Consider the following 16652-nt stretch of genomic DNA (forward strand, 5'->3'; position numbering starts at 1 on the left):
CGCGGCGTATAGCGGGCAATGTCCAAGAAATCAGATCTGCAAGCCGCTGAGGTCGCTGAAGCGATCCCGGAATGTCCGCATTGCCACAAGCCGATGCCGCTGTGCATCTGCGACAGCATTACGCCCATCGACAACAAGATCGAGCTCCTGATCCTGCAGCATCCGCAGGAACAGGACAGGGCGCTGGGCACCGCCCGCGTCGCCGCGCTACATTTCAAGAAGGCCACGGTCAAAATCGGCCTGTCCTGGCCGAGCCTCGCCAAGGCGCTGGGCAAGCCGGTCGCCGATCCCGCCCGCTGGGCGATCCTCTATCTCGGCTCGGCCAAGGTCACCGATTACGAGACCGATCGCGACATCCTGGCCATCGATCGCAAGGGCCAGGCCGAGGAAAACCAGCGTGCATTGCTGAAAGACATTCAGGGCATAGTGCTGCTCGACGGCACCTGGAGCCAGGCCAAGGCGTTGTGGTGGCGCAACGCATGGATGCTGAAATGCCAGCGCGTCATTCTCGGACCGGCGAAACCGTCGCTTTACGGCAAGCTGCGCCGCGAACCGCGCAAGGACGGCCTGTCGACCATCGAAGCCGCGGGGATGCTGCTGGCCAGCCTCGAACGGAAACCGGATATCGAAGCGACACTGAACGAGGCCTTCGAGCGGATGCTGGCGAAATATCGCGAAGCCCAGACCGTCATGCCGGAACTGGCGCCAAAGCCCAAACCCAAGCGCGACTGGCGGCGTAAGAAGCACGCCTGATCGCGTTCGGTTTTGATTGATCCCGGCCTATCGGCTGCTGGGCGGCGGACCGACGCCGGCTTCACGCTCGTCACTCGATGATGACGGTCTGACGAGCGACGAAAACGGATTGCGGAACAGTCCGCCGCGAGCTTCTTCCACGACGGGTGCGGGAGGCGGTGCCGGGGCTGCAGCCTGCGGCGGCACCACCGGAACCGGCGGCTTCTCGCACTTCATGGAATAGACCAGCTGGCCGTCGGCGGTCCGGCCAATCGGCGCACAGGGATCGGTGCGAACCGGAACGGGCGGTTTGGCCTGGGCCCAGCCTGGCGAGGTCATCAGCAATGTGGCGATCAAGACCCGGATGTTCATCGTGCCCCCTAGGGTTGGCAAGATGCTACGATCAATAGTCCAATCCTGCCAAGCGAAGTGTTGCAGCGCACCACTCATAGCAGTCGCGCCCCGATCACGGGTCTGGCAGGCTAAGTTATTGATTGGATTGATGGAGGCCACGTCGGGAATCGAACCCGAATAAACGGTTTTGCAGACCGGCGCGTAACCATTCCGCCACATGGCCCCATAGCGGGTTAGTTACAGACCGTTCGCCATTTAGGCAATGCCCGGCTGAAATCTTTCATGGGTTCCGACATACCGACACAAGATCAGCAGGAGGCCTGCCAGCCATCCGGAAACGGGATCAGCGGCCAAGGGCCGTCATTGTCGTTCGCAGCGGTCGGAATCGGGGCGAAGAACATTTCCTGGCTGCGCAGATCGTCCCGCACATCGGCCTCGATTTCGGCCCGGACTGTCTCCAGCAGATAGTCAAATTCGGCTTCGCTCATCTTTTAGCTCCCTGTCTAGGGAGCAATCTGACGCAAAGCCTTTGTTGGGCTGTTGAACGGATCGTTCAAATTGTACCGATCCACACGTCAGACCCGTCATGGTTACCGGGGCGTTTACCTCATTGAATCAGGTGTGGGGTTTCCCGGCACCGATCAAATGGTTCGCGGTAACATCAAACTGTTTGCTCGGTAGCGGGTGTGTCGGTCTCCAGCAGCGTATCCAGCATCTTGCGGCCCTTGGTACTGGCCTGCATGAGGGGATCTGCCTTGAAGGTCGACTTCAGGAAGCTCGACACCGCGCGGATGCGCGGCACGAATTGCAGGTCATTGTGGACGTTGATCCACAGCTCTCGCGTGGTGGATAGCTTGTCGTGCAGCACCGGGATCAGGTCGGGGCGGCGCGCCGTCGCAAAACTCGGCAGCAGCACGAGCCCGATGCCGCCGGCCGCAGCGTTCATCTGCGCGCACATGCTGTTGGAATGGAACGAGACTGGCGGGCTCTTGATGATATCATCGAGCCAGCGCACCGAGTCGAGCTGGATCTGGTCGTCGATATAGGTGACGAAGCTGTGTTGCGGGAGCTCGGATGCGTTCTTGGGCATGCCATGCGCGTCCAGGTAACTCTGCGACGCATAGAGCCCAAGTTGGAAGCAGCCGATACGCTCCGAGACCATGCCCTGACCGGTCGGGCGGAAGAAACTCAGAAACAGATCGGCCTCGCGCCGGTTCACCGAGACGCTTTGTGGTGATGTCAGTAATTCGACGGTCAGGTCGGGATGCAGTTTGCGCAGTTCGACAAAGCGGTAGGCGAGGTAGAGCGACGCGATGCCTTCCATCGTGGCAAGGCGGACCCGGCCAGCCATACGGCTGCCGCCGCATTGCACGTCTTCCCGCATGGCAATCACAGCGCTTTCGATGCGCTCGGCATGGCAGAGCAGGCGGTCGCCGGTCTCGTTGACCTTCAATCCGGACGGCAATCGCTCGAACAACGCCACGCCCAGGGTGCTCTCGAGATGCGCGATGCGGCGACTGATGGTGGATTGATCGACCCGGAGGCGCTTGGCCGCACTGCCAAGGCTGCCGCCGCGCGCCGCGTGAATGAAGACCTTGAGGTCATCCCAATCGAGCGATTTGAAGTTTTCCATGCAGAGTTAACAGCAAGAGCTGTGCCAGCACGCGCTACTGGGACGCCTTGTCGCGGTGGAAAAGCCAGTCTGCAAGGCCCTTTGCAGGATTGTCTATACCCCGTGCGATCCGAAGCAACCTAGCCTGACGGGAACAAAGAACGATCCGTCTCTCTCGCTTTGCGGACGCAGCGCTGCCGGTATTTCGGGTTCAGCGAGTGACCATGAATGAGGCTCTTGCGATGATCTCGCAGGCACCACGAGAGTCGCGACGGCATGCCGTTCCAGAAGCTCAATTTCGCGGGGGCCAGCCCCCATCGCAGCTCACCGGCCAATGGCGGCGGTGATCGAACAAGAAGGGTGTGTCATGCAGTTTGACCGTCGACAGCTTTTGCTCGGGGGAGTCGGCACTGCCGCGGGCCTCATGCTTCCAGGCAGCGCGTTCGCGCAATCGCCGGCGACGATCGGTACATTTCCGGAAGGCGTCACGGCGGATTCTGTGTTCGTCGGTCTGACCATCCCGCTCACCGGCGTATTTTCGGGCGACGGCGGCGACCTCAAGCTCGGCTATGAACTGGCCATCGCGCAGATCAATGCCGGCGGCGACATCGCACAGAAGTGGGGCCTCAAGGGCAAGGGCGTGCTCGGCCGCCAGATCAAGTACAAGGTCTCCGACACCGAAGGTAAGCCCAACCTCGACGTGCAGAGCGCGACGCAGTTCATCCAGCGCGACAAGGCGATCATGGTGTCGGGCTCGGTGTCATCAGCCAGCGCCATTGCGCTCGAAGAACTCGGATCGCGCGAGAAGGTGCTGTACATGGTCGGCATCGCCGGCTCCAACGACATCACCGGCAAGAACTGCCAGCGCTATGGCTTCCGCTCGCAGCAGAACGCTTACATGGCCGCGAAGGCGATGGCGCCGGTCGTCGCCAAGGCGCTCGGCAAGAACGTGAAGTCCGCCTTCCTCGTGCCCGACTACACCTATGGCCACACCGTCTATGACAGCTTCGCCAAATTCTCGGCCGAGCAGGGCTGGAAGCAGGTCGCCAAGGAGGTCGTGCCGCTCGGCACCACCGACTATTCGTCGGCGCTCCTGAACATCGCCAACAGCGGCGCAGATGTGTTCGTCAACATCGCCTTCGGCGGCGACGCCGTTGCGTCGACCAAGCAGGCCGAGCAGTTCGGCGTGCTGAAGCGCATGAAGCTTGTGGTGCCGAACCTGTCCTCGTTCCAGGACAAGGAGCTCGGTGCCGAGCTGATGCAGGGCGTCTATGGCAGCTGCGATTTCTGGTGGGGCCTGCAGGACACCTATCCGCTCGCCAAGACCTTCGTCGAAAGCTTCGTGGCGCAGAACAAGTACTATCCGCGCTGGGGCGCGCATATCGGCTACATGCAGACCTATCTGTGGGCGATGTCGGTCGAACGCGCCGGTACGTTCAATCCGGTCGATGTGATCAAGGCGATGGAGAGCTCCAAGGCGCAGCCTTACGAGACGACCATCGGCAAGGTCTATTTCCGCGCCGAGGATCACCAGATGGTACGCCCGATCCCGATCCTGCGCGGCAAGAAGCCGTCCGAGATGAAGAACAAGGAAGACTTCTACGAGATCGTCGATATCGCCGACGGCGAAAGCGTGATGAACGCACCGGACTTCTTCGGCTGCAAGCTCGGCCCCTACACCTAAGGATCACCATGCCAAGCTGGCCCGTCCTCATCTCGCAGGCCTTCAACGGCCTGGCCCTCGGCACGCTGCTGGCGCTCGTCAGTAGCGGTCTGACGATCATCCTGGGCACGCTTGGCGTCCTCAATTTCGCTCACGGCGCGCTGTTCGCCGTGGGTGCCTATGCCGCTTTTGTCCTGCTGCAATACACCTCGTCCTTCGTGCTCGCGATTGTGGTCGGCTGCGCATTCATGCTGGCGCTCGGTCTGCTGCTGGAACGCGTCATCGTCCGCTATTTTTACGACCGGCCGCATGAAGACCAGATCCTCGTCACTTACGGCGTCGGCATCGTTCTCGTCGAATGCGTGCGTGCAGCCTTCGGCGGCAATGCGCAGCGGGTGCCGGTGCCGTCCTGGGGGCAGGGCGCGACCCAGATGGGCTTCCTGATCTACCCAACCTATCGCCTGCAACTGATCGCCATCATCGCCGGACTGCTGCTCAGCCTCTATCTCGTGCTCTACCGCACCTCGATGGGCCTTGTGGTTCGCGCCGGCATCGAGAATCCCGGCATGGTCGGCATCCTCGGCATCAATGTGCGCCGCGCCTTCCTGCTGGTCTTCGCCATCGGCGTTGTCGCCGTCGGTCTCGCCGGCATGCTCTATGCGCCGGTCGTGGCCGTGACGCCGGACATGGGCGCCAATTTCATGGCGCAGTCTTTCGTGGTCATCGTGCTCGGCGGCCTCGGCTCGTTCCCGGGCGCAGTCATCGGCGGCCTGATCGCTGGCGAGATCATCAGCCTGACCAGTGCTTTCAACTCGTCCTATTCGGAAGTGATGCTCTACGCGCTGATGGCGGTGCTGCTGATCATGCGTCCACAGGGACTGTTCGGTTCGGAAGGCCGCGCATGATGCGTCCTCGTTCCGGCGGCTTGCGGGGCTGGCTTCCCGAACTCGCGGTGCTGTGCACGCTGATCGTGGCACCCATCGTGTTTCCGCATCTCGGTTTCTCGACCGATCTGCTGACACGTGTGCTGAACTGGGGCTTGATCGGCCTCGGCTTCGACATCCTGTTCGGTCTCACCGGTCTGCTGTCGTTCGGGCAGGCGGCATTCTTCGGCGTCGGTGGTTTCGTCAGCGCCTATCTGCTGGTGTCCCACACCATCGACAGCGTCTGGCTGGCTCTGGCGATCGGTACGGTCGCAGCCGGCCTGTTCGGCCTCCTGGTCGGCTGGTTCGCCGTGCGCCGGGTCGGCATCTATTTCACGATGATTACGCTGGCCTTCGGCCAGATGGCCTATTTCATCGAGAATTCTCCGCTGTCGGACTACACCGGCGGCGAGAACGGCATCCCTGGTGTGCCGGTGCCGGTGCTCGGCTTCGGCGCCAATGCGATCCGCATCAGCGCGGGCATGCCGATGTATATCCTGTTCGCGGTGATCTTCTTTCTCGGCTATGTGCTGGCGCGCCGTATCGTCGGCTCGCCGGTCGGTGCGATCCTGCTGGCGATCAAGGAGAACACCGGTCGCGTCGCAATGCTCGGCCATAACGTGCCGGCGTACAAACTGACGGCCTTCGTCATCGCCGCGCTCTATGCGGGCCTTGCCGGCGGTCTGCTCGGTTCGTTCCAGAGCTACATGCCGCCGGATGCCTTCTCGCTCGAGACGTCGGGACAGCTCGTAGTTCAAACCATTGTCGGCGGTGCCGGCACGCTGATCGGTCCGCTGGTCGGCGCGGCCGTCTGGCTGTGGCTGCGCGACAATCTGCAGCTCATTCCGGGCTTTGCGATCCTGTGGAAGCTGGTGCTCGGCATCGCCTTCATCATTCTGGTGATCGGGCTGCGCCGCGGCATCTGCGGCGAGATCGCCCATTGGTGGAACGAACGCCGTAATCTGGCTGCCGCACGGGCGGCCGCGGCCAAAACAGAAGCCATCGAGGCGCATAATATTGACGTCGCCACCAAACCCGTCGCGCCGCCCAAGGAGGTCAGGCTGACCCTTGCCGAGCCCATAACAGGTGATAGCGACATTGCACTCGAAGCCCGATCTCTGGCGCGGCACTATGGTGGCCTCAAAGCCGTCGATGGCGTCTCCTTCAAGGTCCGCCGCGGCTCGATCCATGCGGTGATCGGCCCGAATGGCGCCGGCAAGAGCACGCTGTTCAAGATGCTGCTTGACGAAGTCAGCCCGTCCTCTGGCGAAGTGTTGTTGTTCGGTGAGAAGGTCACAGGCGTCGGCGTCAGCCGCGCGGCGCAGCTCGGCATCGCCAAGAGCAATCAGCTCAATCAGCTGTTTCCCAACCTGTCGGTGCGCAAGAACCTGCGGATCGCGGCACTGGCACGCCGTCGCGGCCCGATGCGTTTCGATCTGTTGCGCAGTGCGGCCAGCCTTCCTGATGTCGAGACGCAGATCACGTCGATCCTCGGCCTGCTCAATCTGGTCGAACGTGCCGACACGCCGGCACATATCCTGGCTTACGGCGAGAAGCGCCGGCTTGAGATCGGCATGGCGCTGGCGACCAGCCCGAACGTATTGCTGCTCGACGAACCCTTAGCCGGCATGAGCCCGGCAGAACGCATCGCGACCTGCGCCTTCATTCGCGACATCGGGCGCTCGCGAACCGTGGTCATCGTCGAGCACGATCTCGACGCCATCTTCGAACTCGCCGAGCGCATCACCGTGCTCTATGAGGGCCGGCTGCTGGCGGATGGCACCGCCGACGAGATCCGGCGCAATCCGGCTGTGCAAGACGCCTATCTGGGAGGGCTGCACGCGCATGAGCCTGCTTGAAGTCGACAAGATCAATACGCTGTATGGCGATTCCCACGTGCTGTTCGACCTGTCGATCCGGGTCGAGCAGGGCGAGGTGGTCGCGCTGCTCGGCCGCAACGGCGCCGGCAAGACCACGACGCTGCGCTCGATCATGGGCGTGCTGTCACCGCGCAGCGGCCATATCCGTCTCGACGGCAAATCCATCGAGGGCCTGCCGCCATCGGCCATCGCCGGCATGGGCGTCCAACTGGTGCCGGAAGAGCGCGCCATCTTTGGCGGCCTGACGGTCGAGGAAAACCTGCGCATCGCGGCGCTGACGGCGCCGAATGCCTGGTCCTACGATCGAATCTACGACGTGTTTCCGCGCCTCAAGGAGCGCCGCAAATCCGCCGGGCGCACACTGTCCGGCGGCGAACAGCAGATGTTGGCCATCGCCCGCGCGCTGATCCGCGATGCCCGTATCATCCTGCTGGACGAGCCGTTCGAAGGCCTCGCGCCGCTGATCGTGCGCGATCTGGTCGAGGTCTCACGCAATCTCGCCGCCGAGGGCCGCACCATGATTGTGGTCGAACAGAACGTTGCGGCGGCATTGAGTTTCGCCAATCGCGTCTATGGGCTCAATAACGGCCACGTGGTGTTCGAAGGCACGCCGGCCGATCTCAACGACAGCCCCGACCTGATGCGGGACTTCCTCGGCGTCGGGATGTGATTCCCGGGACGTAATCCCGGAGACAATGGCCCCGGGCAACGTGATTCCCTAGATTTCGATCGGCACCGCAAGGCGCCCGATCAGGAGCGCCACCTCATCGAGGTGATCGCTGTCATGCGCCTCGACGGCTTCGGCGAGCCGGGTGACGCATTCGTCATCACTGATAAAGGGCAGGGAGTTGAGGTCGGTCGGAAGCGCGCGGTCGGTGTGCGTGGCTGGCATCGGTCACCTCGTTCGATTCGGAACTTGTTCAACGTCGCGAAGGGCAGTCTTGCGGTGCAATAAGACTAAATAGCGACACGGTTGGAAAGATTATTCTTCGCTCATATGCGACATGGTCCCGACTGGAACGGGCCACACCTCAAGAAGATCCCGTAACATCAGGCATTTCCTGAGTTTTCCCGGATTGGCGGTTGCTGTGCGACAAGCTGCATTTCCTGCTTTCCAAGCGCGGATCGCTTTGTTATACGCTGCGGCCTGCGAACAAGCTTCGCACGTTCCCTGGTAGCTCAGCGGTAGAGCATTCGACTGTTAATCGAATGGTCGCTGGTTCGAATCCAGCCCGGGGAGCCAAACATCCTTCCGCAATGGCTGCCAGAAACCGCGCTCGGGACCGCCTCGATGGTGCGTTGGCTGCTGTGTTTTTACGAACCTTGCATCCCGCTGTGCGCTGCCGTAATTCCTGCAAAAGGAACTTCCAGCCGTTTGCAAGGGATTGCTCATGTCCGACTTTTCGACCGCACGCCAGAAGATGGTTGATGGTCAGGTGCGTCCCAGCGACGTCACCGATTTGCGCATCATTGATGCCATGCTCGCGGTGCCGCGCGAGGAGTTCGTTCCTGCCAGCCAGCGCGCCATGGCCTATCTCGACCTCGACCTCGAAGTCGCCCCGAATCGCTTTCTGATCAAGCCGGTGGTGCTGGCGCGGATGCTGCAGGCCTCCGACGTAAAGGCGACCGACAAGGTTCTGGTGGTCGGTTGCCCCACGGGCTATGCGGCCGCCGTGATCGTCCAGTTTGCCGGGCAGGTCACCAGCGCGGTCGGGATGCCGGCCGATGGCGATGCCGCGAACGGCCCCTATGATCTGATCGTTCTGGCCGGCGCGACGGAAGTCGTCCCGACCGGGCTTTACAAGCAGCTGGCCCCCAATGGTCAGCTAGTGGGCGTATTCGCCCTGACCAAGCCCGCCCGCGCCGTGATCGTGACCCATTCCCACGAGGATTTTGGCTCCCGCCCCCTGTTTGATGCTACCGCGCCGGTTCTGCCGGGCATGGAAAAGCTCCCGGCATTCGTTTTCTAGGGCCGACTGTCCGCCTTATCGGGCATCGGGGCACCGCTAATATCGCCAGCGGTAATTACAAGTGTGGCTTGGATGTCCCATTCGCCAAGTTTTCACTGTCAAGTTTCCACGAGAGGTTCCGTCTCGCCGATGCGCGGAATATGGTGAGTGGAGACTCGCTAACGGACATCATCTGTTCGGTCGCCATAAGTGTGCGTCCGGATCAGTGAACGGCATGAATGGATTACCAAGAATGGGCGGCGTAAAAGCTCTCACCGGTGCTGCAGCTGCGGCCCTTTTGCTGGCATTTGCCGGAGCGTCACCCGTTCTGGCTGACACGATCGAAGCGGCGTTGGTTCGCGCTTATCAGAACAATCCTCAATTGAATGCCCAGCGCGCTTCGGTGCGCGTCACTGACGAGAACGTGCCGCAGGCTTTGTCGGGTTATCGGCCGAGGGTCGCGATCACCGCAAGTGGTGGTTATCAATACACGGACTCTGTGATCGCTTCCGGTGGCGTTGTGACCCCGCTCCACGGCGTGCAGATTCCCCGCGCCGTCGGCGCAACCATCACCCAGAATGTGTACAACGGCCAGCAGACGGCGAACCGCACACGTGCCGCCGAGGGACAGGTGTCGGCTGCGCGCGAAGGTCTGCGCGTGCTCGAACAGTCAGTGATCCTCTCCGCCGCGACCATCTACATGGACTATCTGCGCGACTCGGCCGTGGTCGAGGTGCAGAAGAGCAACGTGCGCGTGCTCGAGCAAACGCTGAAGCAGACCCGCGATCGCTTCAATGTCGGCGAAGTCACCCGTACCGACGTGGCGCAGTCCGAAGCCCAGCTCGCTGCCGGCCGCACTCAGTTGCTGACCGCCGAGTCGAATCTCACCACCACGCGCTCGAACTTCCGCCGTATCATCGGCAACGAACCGAGCAACCTGCAGGCGGGTTCGCCCGTCGATCGCTTCCTTCCGAATACGCTGCCCGGCGCCGTCGATCTCGGCCTCGTCGAAAACCCCAACGTCACCGCGGCGATGTTCGGTATCGACGTCAGCTTCCTCAATGTGAAGGTCAACGAAGGCGCTCTGTTCCCGAGCGTGACCTTGCAGGCCAACATCCAGCAGGGTTGGGAACAGTCGATTTCGCAGCCGCGCGGTTTGACGGCATCAGGCATCGCGCAGGTGTCGATCCCGGTTTACCAGGGCGGCGCGGAATATTCGCTGATCCGTCAGTCCAAGGAAACGCTGGCCCAGCAGCGTCTAGCACTGGAGCAGGTGCGCGATCAGACCCGTGCGAGCGTCGTGCAGGCCTGGGGTCAGTTGCTGGCGGGCAGGGCGCAGGTCTCGTCCGCGCAGGCGCAGGTGCAGGCTTCCGAAATCGCGCTGAACGGCGTTCGCGAAGAAGCCAAAGCCGGCCAGCGCACCACGCTCGACGTGTTGAACGCCCAGCAGGCGCTGGTGAACGCGCGCGTCGCGCTTGTCACTGCGCAGCATGATCGTGTAGTGGCATCATACTCGGTGCTCAACGCAGTCGGTCGTCTGTCACCGACGGTGATGAAGCTGAACACCAATGTGTATGATCCCAGCGTGCACTATCATCAGGTGCGCGATAGCTGGGTCGGCGTGCGTACGCCCGACGGGCGCTAACGCGCTCAGATATCACCTGATATCGTATCGAAAGGGCCGCTTGTGCGGCCCTTTGCTTGCAATCAATTTGTCCGATGACGTACCGTTTGCATTGCTGGCTTAGCGATTCGGAATGCCTCTCCTAGTTCCTTGGGCATTTCCCGCGCGACAGTTGGTGGTCAGGCGTCGCTTGATCTTGGGGACAAGTCAGGCTTGCGCGCTGAATCGAACGGTCGTCAAAACGACAACCCGCAAATTCAGCCTCGTCTGGTGTAAAATATTGACGAGAGCGTTGATGATGCGGAGTCGGACATGACGCAACCTGCAAAGGTCCAGGAGCCCTCGATGGAGGAGATTCTGGCGTCGATCCGACGTATCATCGCCGACGACGAAGCGAAGCCGGCCGTCGCCGAAGTTGCTCCTCCACCGCCACCCAAGCCGGCTCCTGCAGCCAAGCCTGCTGCGATGACAGACATTCCGCCGTCGGCGATTCCTGCCGCGCAGGCTGCTGCCGCCAAAGCCCCGCCGCCAGCCCCGAAGCCCGCGCCACCGCCGCCGGAGCCTGCTGCCTCCAACAGCCAGGACGACATCGACGCGATGTTGGCCAGCCTGGAAGCCGCGACCACCGAGGAAGAGGTGCGCCCGGCGCAGCCCGACGGTGATGTATTCGAACTGACCGACGAGATGGTGGTCGCCGACCCCGAGCCGGAACCCGCATTCCAGCATGTCGAGCCGGATGACGACCTCGAATTCGCCGAAGCTGTCGCCGCCAGCAGCCAACGCCCCGCACCGCGCTTCGACCCGCCGTCCTATGATCCGCCCCCGGTCGCACCGCAGCAGCAGATCCTGTCGCACAGCACCGTGTCGTCCGTGGAGTCGGCCTTCAATGCGCTGGCCAATACGGTCCTGAGCAACAATGCGCGGACCCTCGAGGATCTCGTCAAGGAGATGCTGCGTCCGATGCTGAAGTCCTGGCTGGACGACAACCTGCCGGGCCTCGTCGAGCGCATCGTCAAGGCTGAGATCGAGCGCGTCTCACGCGGCGGCGGCCGCTAGGCCCGCGAGACAAGCAACGACGGCCTTTCGGGGCCTTCGTTTGGCCCTCCGGGGTGGCTAAACAGCCCTATATGTTGACTTGAGCCGCGCTGGCGGGTTTCTAGCGCCATCGGCTTCCTGCGTTCGCCCCAGGCCTCAAAATCGTGGCCAAAAACCCCTGATTTGATTGAATTGTCATGATCGAAAAGACCTATCAGCCTGCCGATATCGAGACCCGCATCGCCGCTGCCTGGGAAGCCGAAGGCGCGTTCAAGGCCGGCCGCGCGGACCGGGTGGATGCCGAGCCCTATACGATCGTGATCCCGCCGCCGAACGTCACCGGCTCCCTGCATATGGGCCACGCCCTCAACAACACGCTGCAGGATGTGCTGTGTCGCTTCGAGCGCATGCGCGGCCGCGACGTGCTGTGGCAGCCCGGCACCGACCATGCGGGCATCGCGACCCAGATGGTGGTCGAGCGCCAGTTGATGGAGCGCCAGGAGCCCGGTCGCCGCGACATGGGCCGTGAGGCATTTCTCGAACGCGTCTGGAAGTGGAAGGCCGAGAGCGGCGGCGTGATCGTCAATCAGTTGAAGCGCCTCGGCGCCTCCTGCGACTGGTCGCGCGAGCGCTTCACCATGGACGAGGGCCTGTCCGAGGCCGTCATCAAGGTGTTCGTGCAGCTGCATCGCGAGGGCCTGATCTACAAGGACAAGCGCCTTGTGAACTGGGATCCGAAGCTGCTGACCGCGATTTCCGATCTCGAAGTCCAGCAGGTCGAGGTCAAGGGTAACCTCTGGCATCTGCGCTATCCGCTCGAAGGCAAGAATTTCGATCCGGAAGACCCGGCCTCGTTCATCACCGTTGCGACCACGCGTCCCGAGACGATGCTCGGCGACAGCGGCGTCGCCGTGAATCCGGATGACGAACGCTACACGCATCTGATCGGCAAGAACGTGGTTCTGCCGCTGGTCGGCCGCCTGATCCCGATCGTCGCAGATGAATATTCGGACCCGGAGAAGGGCTCCGGCGCGGTGAAGATCACGCCGGCGCACGACTTCAACGACTTCGAAGTCGGCAACCGCCACGGCCTTGCACGCATCAGCATCCTCGATATCGAAGGCAAGCTCGCACTCGCCGACAACGAGGACTATCTGCGCGGCCTGCCGGTCGCAGCGTCAGAGCTGGTCGAAGAATTGCATGGCATGGAGCGCTTCAAGGCGCGCAAGACCATCGTGCAGCGGCTGGAAGATTTCGGCTTCCTGGAGAAGATCGAGCCCAACACGCATATGGTGCCGCATGGCGATCGCTCCGGCGTCGTCATCGAGCCCTATGTGACCGACCAGTGGTACGTGGACGCCAAGACCATGGCGCAGCCGGCGATCGCCGCTGTGCGCACCGGCGCGACCGAGTTCGTGCCGAAGAACTGGGAAAAGACCTATTACGAGTGGATGGAGAACATCCAGCCATGGTGCATCTCGCGCCAGCTCTGGTGGGGCCATCAGATCCCGGCCTGGTATGGCCCGGATGGCAAAGTGTTCGTCGCCGAGACCGAGGAAGAAGCAGTCGGCAACGCGCTCGGCTATTATGTCGAGCAGGAAGTGATCACGGAAGAGCAGGGCCACGAGATGGCGCTCGATCCCGTCAAGCGCGAGGGCTTCATCACGCGCGATGAAGACGTGCTCGACACCTGGTTCTCGTCGGCGCTGTGGCCGTTCTCGACGCTGGGCTGGCCGCAGAGCTCGGTCGATGTGGATCGCTACTATCCCACCAATGTGCTGGTTACCGGCTTCGACATCATCTTCTTCTGGGTCGCCCGGATGATGATGATGGGCATGCACTTCAAGAAGGACGTGCCGTTCCCGACCGTCTACATCCACGCCCTCGTCCGCGACGAGAAGGGCGCCAAGATGTCGAAGTCGAAGGGCAACGTCATCGATCCCCTGAACCTGATCGACCAGTACGGCGCCGACGCGCTACGCTTTACGCTGGCTGCGATGGCCGCACAGGGCCGCGACATCAAGCTCGCGACCCAGCGCGTCGAAGGCTATCGCAACTTCGCGACCAAGCTCTGGAATGCCTGCCGTTTCGCCGAGATGAACGAGTGCGTGTTGCCGGCGGGCTTCGATCCGACCAAGGCCAAGGAAGTGCTCAACCGCTGGATCGCGCATGAGACCGTGAAGGCAACGCGCGAAGTCACCGAAGCCATCGAAGCCTATCGCTTCAACGATGCGGCGGGCGCGGCCTATCGCTTCGTCTGGAACGTGTATTGCGACTGGTATCTCGAACTCGCCAAGCCATTCATGATGGGCGAGGACGGTCCGGCCAAGACCGAAACCCGCGCGATGGTCGCTTGGGCCCGCGACGAGATCCTGAAGCTGCTGCATCCGTTCATGCCGTTCATCACGGAAGAGCTCTGGGCCGTGACGGCGCCGCGCGACGGTCTGCTGGCGCTAGCGCCGTGGTCGCGCAAGGCGAGCGGCCTGACGCGCGAGCAGGAAGCGCTGATCATCGCGACCGCCGCGAGCGATCCGATCGTCGCGCCGATCCTGATGGGCGATCCCGAACCGGTCGCCGATTTCAAGGATGACGCCGCCGAAGCCGAAATCGGCTGGGTCATCGATCTGGTGACAGAGGTTCGTTCGGTGCGTGCCGAGATGAACATCGTGCCGGCGACATTGACGCCGCTCGTGCTGGCCGGTGCGTCTGCCGAAACTCAGGCCCGCGCCCAGCGCTGGAGCGACGTCGTGAAGCGCCTCGCGCGTCTCGGCGATATCTCGTTTGCCGATGTCGCGCCGCAAGGCGCCGTCCAGCTTCTGATCCGCGGTGAAGTCGCAGCGCTGCCGTTGAAGGGCGTGATTGATTTCGGCGCCGAGAAGACACGTCTCGACAAGGAATTGGTGAAAGCCGAAGCCGACATCAAGCGCGCCGACGCCAAGCTCTCCAACGAGAAATTTGTCGCCAACGCAGCGGAAGAGATCGTCGAGGAAGAGCGCGAGAAGCGCGAAGCAGCCGAGGCCCGCAAGGCCAAGACGCTGGAAGCGCTGGAGCGGCTCAAGAACGCGGTGTGATGCGCCGCAATTCCGCGACTGCCAAAAGTCTCAATGTTCGTCATGGCCGGGCTTGTCCCGGCCATCCACGTCTTCCGTGCTAGTAGTAGTGGCCAAGGCGTGGATACCCGGGACAAGCCCGGGCATGACGGCGCTATAATTACCTCGCAAACGGCTTGCTGAGATAACGCGAGCCTCTCACCCCGTATCGCCACGGCAATTCCACGGCCTTGGTGATGCCGATGCGGATGCCTGCGACAATGTCCGGCACTTCCGTCCTTGCGTGAATCGCAATCGGCGGCTTGTCCAAAGCCAGCCCGTTATGCGCGATGCTGATGCTGAGCGCCTGGCAGACCTTGCCAGGCCCGGAGCACAGCATACGCTCATCCTGTAGCCCGCGTCGCAGCTGCATCTCGCCAATCCCGAAGGTCGGCTGCAGGGCCCGGATCAGCACGGCGCTGGCCGCCCCCTCGGCCTCGCAGACGAAATTCACGCACCAGTGGATGCCGTAGGAGCGGTAGACATAGGCAAAGCCGGGCGGCCCGAACATGATCTGGTTGCGCGGCGTCTGCCCGTTGAAGGAGTGGGCCGCGGGCTCGGTGTGATGATAGGCCTCGACCTCGACGATCTCGCCACCGACGCCATCCACCAGGAGTGTCGCACCGATCAGTTCGGGGGCCACATCGTGCACGCTCCGCGCGAAAAAGCTGCGTTTGAGTGCCTTGCCGAGCTTTTGAGGGATTTGGTGAGGTTTTGGAGCCATTCTGCCTGCTATGTTACGATGCAGGGCCTGGCAAGGCGAGGGCGGGTTGCAGGACAGGGCCCGGCGGATTACCTAAGGCTTCACTCAGAACGGACAGTTCATGGTCGTCGTCCTCGATACCGTTTCCACCACACCGCTCCGCCCGCGTCACCCTGAAAAAGTGAATCGGCCGGATTCGTTCTCGCCGCCGAAGCCGGACTGGATCCGGGTCCGTGCGCCGACTAGCCGTGGCTATGGCGACACCCGCAAGATCGTCAAGGAAAACGGCCTTGTTACCGTGTGCGAGGAAGCTGGCTGCCCGAATATCGGCGAGTGCTGGCAGAAGAAGCACGCCACCTTCATGATCATGGGTGACACCTGCACCCGCGCCTGTGCGTTCTGCAACGTCAAGACGGGCATGCCCAACGCGCTCGACGGCATGGAGCCTGAGCATGTCGCCGAAGCAGTCCGCAAGCTCGGCCTGCATCATGTGGTCATCACCTCAGTCGACCGCGACGATCTCGCCGATGGCGGTGCCGAACATTTTGCGCAGACGATTCGTGCCATTCGCGCGGCATGCCCCACGACCACTATCGAAATCCTGACGCCTGACTTCCTGCGCAAGCCGGGCGCCCTCGAAGTCGTCGTCGCAGCGAAGCCCGACGTGTTCAACCACAATCTCGAAACCGTGCCGTCGCGCTATCTGACGGTGCGACCGGGCGCGCGCTATTTCCATTCGCTGCGGTTGCTGCAGCGAGTGAAGGAAATTGATCCCACCATCTTCACCAAGTCCGGCATCATGGTCGGCCTCGGCGAGGAGCGCCACGAGGTGCTGCAGGTGATGGACGACATGCGTTCCGCCGATATCGACTTTCTCACAATCGGCCAGTATTTGCAGCCGACGCGCAAGCATCACGTGGTGTCGCGCTATGTTACCCCCGATGAATTCAGCGGCTATGAGAAAGTCGCCTACACCAAGGGCTTCCTGATGGTGTCGGCGAGCCCGCTGACGCGCTCATCGCATCATGCCGGCGAGGATTTCGCCAAGCTGCAGGCTGCGCGCGCCGCTCTCGCGCGCTGAGAACGCG

15 protein-coding genes and 2 tRNA genes are annotated in these 16652 nt (G+C 62.4%); 11 read left to right on the plus strand and 6 right to left on the minus strand.

What is annotated here, in order from left to right; translation table 11 throughout:
- The first annotated feature begins 18 nt into the window (after window positions 1-18).
- The gene (locus CHC01_RS10860; RefSeq protein WP_089264291.1) at window positions 19-753 is read left to right on the plus strand and encodes a tRNA-uridine aminocarboxypropyltransferase; all 735 of its coding nucleotides are present in this window, start codon (window positions 19-21) and stop codon (window positions 751-753) included.
- A 27-nt stretch (window positions 754-780) separates the two neighbouring features.
- On the opposite strand, the gene CHC01_RS31890 is transcribed toward CHC01_RS10860, so the two are convergent.
- The 4 genes from CHC01_RS31890 to CHC01_RS10880 form a co-directional block, all read right to left on the minus strand.
- Window positions 781-1104 (minus strand): hypothetical protein, encoded by a 324-nt coding sequence (locus tag CHC01_RS31890; protein ID WP_141137082.1) that lies wholly within the window; start codon window positions 1102-1104, stop codon window positions 781-783.
- A gap of 131 nt (window positions 1105-1235) precedes the next feature.
- Window positions 1236-1309: transfer RNA gene (locus CHC01_RS10870), tRNA-Cys, on the minus strand.
- An 85-nt stretch (window positions 1310-1394) separates the two neighbouring features.
- Complete coding sequence (locus CHC01_RS10875) at window positions 1395-1574, minus strand: hypothetical protein (RefSeq protein WP_068736432.1); 180 nt, start codon at window positions 1572-1574, stop codon at window positions 1395-1397.
- A 173-nt stretch (window positions 1575-1747) separates the two neighbouring features.
- Window positions 1748-2719, minus strand: a complete 972-nt coding sequence (locus CHC01_RS10880; protein ID WP_089264292.1) for a LysR family transcriptional regulator — start codon at window positions 2717-2719, stop codon at window positions 1748-1750.
- A gap of 346 nt (window positions 2720-3065) precedes the next feature.
- Between CHC01_RS10880 and CHC01_RS10885 the strand changes: the two genes are divergently transcribed.
- The 4 genes from CHC01_RS10885 to CHC01_RS10900 are packed head-to-tail and all read left to right on the plus strand — an operon-like array spanning window position 3066 to window position 7834.
- The gene (locus CHC01_RS10885) at window positions 3066-4382 is read left to right on the plus strand and encodes an ABC transporter substrate-binding protein (RefSeq protein WP_068736881.1); all 1317 of its coding nucleotides are present in this window, start codon (window positions 3066-3068) and stop codon (window positions 4380-4382) included.
- A gap of 8 nt (window positions 4383-4390) precedes the next feature.
- On the plus strand, window positions 4391-5266 hold the full coding sequence (locus tag CHC01_RS10890) for a branched-chain amino acid ABC transporter permease (protein WP_089264293.1): 876 nt from the start codon (window positions 4391-4393) through the stop codon (window positions 5264-5266).
- A complete protein-coding gene (locus CHC01_RS10895; RefSeq protein WP_089264294.1) occupies window positions 5263-7143 on the plus strand; it encodes a branched-chain amino acid ABC transporter ATP-binding protein/permease in 1881 nt (626 codons plus the stop codon). The genes CHC01_RS10890 and CHC01_RS10895 overlap by 4 nt, the downstream gene beginning before the upstream one ends.
- Entirely contained in the window at window positions 7130-7834 is a 705-nt protein-coding gene (locus CHC01_RS10900) for an ABC transporter ATP-binding protein (RefSeq protein ID WP_089264295.1), read from the plus strand. Before CHC01_RS10895 ends, CHC01_RS10900 begins: the two co-directional genes overlap by 14 nt.
- A gap of 48 nt (window positions 7835-7882) precedes the next feature.
- Here CHC01_RS10900 and CHC01_RS32480 read toward each other — a convergent pair whose 3' ends face one another.
- Entirely contained in the window at window positions 7883-8056 is a 174-nt protein-coding gene (locus tag CHC01_RS32480) for a hypothetical protein (protein WP_170849674.1), read from the minus strand.
- Window positions 8057-8332: 276 nt separating this feature from the next.
- Here CHC01_RS32480 and CHC01_RS10905 point away from each other — a divergent pair.
- The 5 genes from CHC01_RS10905 to CHC01_RS10925 all read left to right on the plus strand — a co-directional run bounded on the left by CHC01_RS10905 (window position 8333) and on the right by CHC01_RS10925 (window position 14843).
- A tRNA-Asn gene (locus CHC01_RS10905) sits at window positions 8333-8407 on the plus strand.
- A 148-nt stretch (window positions 8408-8555) separates the two neighbouring features.
- Entirely contained in the window at window positions 8556-9134 is a 579-nt protein-coding gene (locus CHC01_RS10910) for a protein-L-isoaspartate O-methyltransferase family protein (RefSeq protein WP_089264296.1), read from the plus strand.
- Window positions 9135-9366: 232 nt separating this feature from the next.
- A complete protein-coding gene (locus CHC01_RS10915) occupies window positions 9367-10758 on the plus strand; it encodes a TolC family outer membrane protein (RefSeq protein WP_089264297.1) in 1392 nt (463 codons plus the stop codon).
- 291 nt (window positions 10759-11049) lie between these two features.
- Entirely contained in the window at window positions 11050-11793 is a 744-nt protein-coding gene (locus CHC01_RS10920) for a PopZ family protein (RefSeq protein ID WP_089264298.1), read from the plus strand.
- 176 nt (window positions 11794-11969) lie between these two features.
- Window positions 11970-14843: a valine--tRNA ligase gene (locus tag CHC01_RS10925; protein ID WP_089264299.1), complete on the plus strand. Its 2874-nt coding sequence runs from the start codon at window positions 11970-11972 to the stop codon at window positions 14841-14843.
- A gap of 139 nt (window positions 14844-14982) precedes the next feature.
- Here CHC01_RS10925 and CHC01_RS10930 read toward each other — a convergent pair whose 3' ends face one another.
- Complete coding sequence (locus tag CHC01_RS10930) at window positions 14983-15585, minus strand: DNA-3-methyladenine glycosylase (RefSeq protein WP_089264300.1); 603 nt, start codon at window positions 15583-15585, stop codon at window positions 14983-14985.
- 100 nt (window positions 15586-15685) lie between these two features.
- Between CHC01_RS10930 and lipA the strand changes: the two genes are divergently transcribed.
- Window positions 15686-16645 carry a lipoyl synthase gene (lipA, locus tag CHC01_RS10935; protein ID WP_089264301.1) on the plus strand — a complete coding sequence of 320 codons (960 nt, stop codon included), beginning with the start codon at window positions 15686-15688 and terminating at the stop codon, window positions 16643-16645.
- The last annotated feature ends 7 nt before the right edge of the window (window positions 16646-16652 follow it).

The sequence above is a fragment of the Tardiphaga sp. OK246 genome, from assembly GCF_900188215.1.
GTDB lineage: Bacteria > Pseudomonadota > Alphaproteobacteria > Rhizobiales > Xanthobacteraceae > Tardiphaga > Tardiphaga robiniae.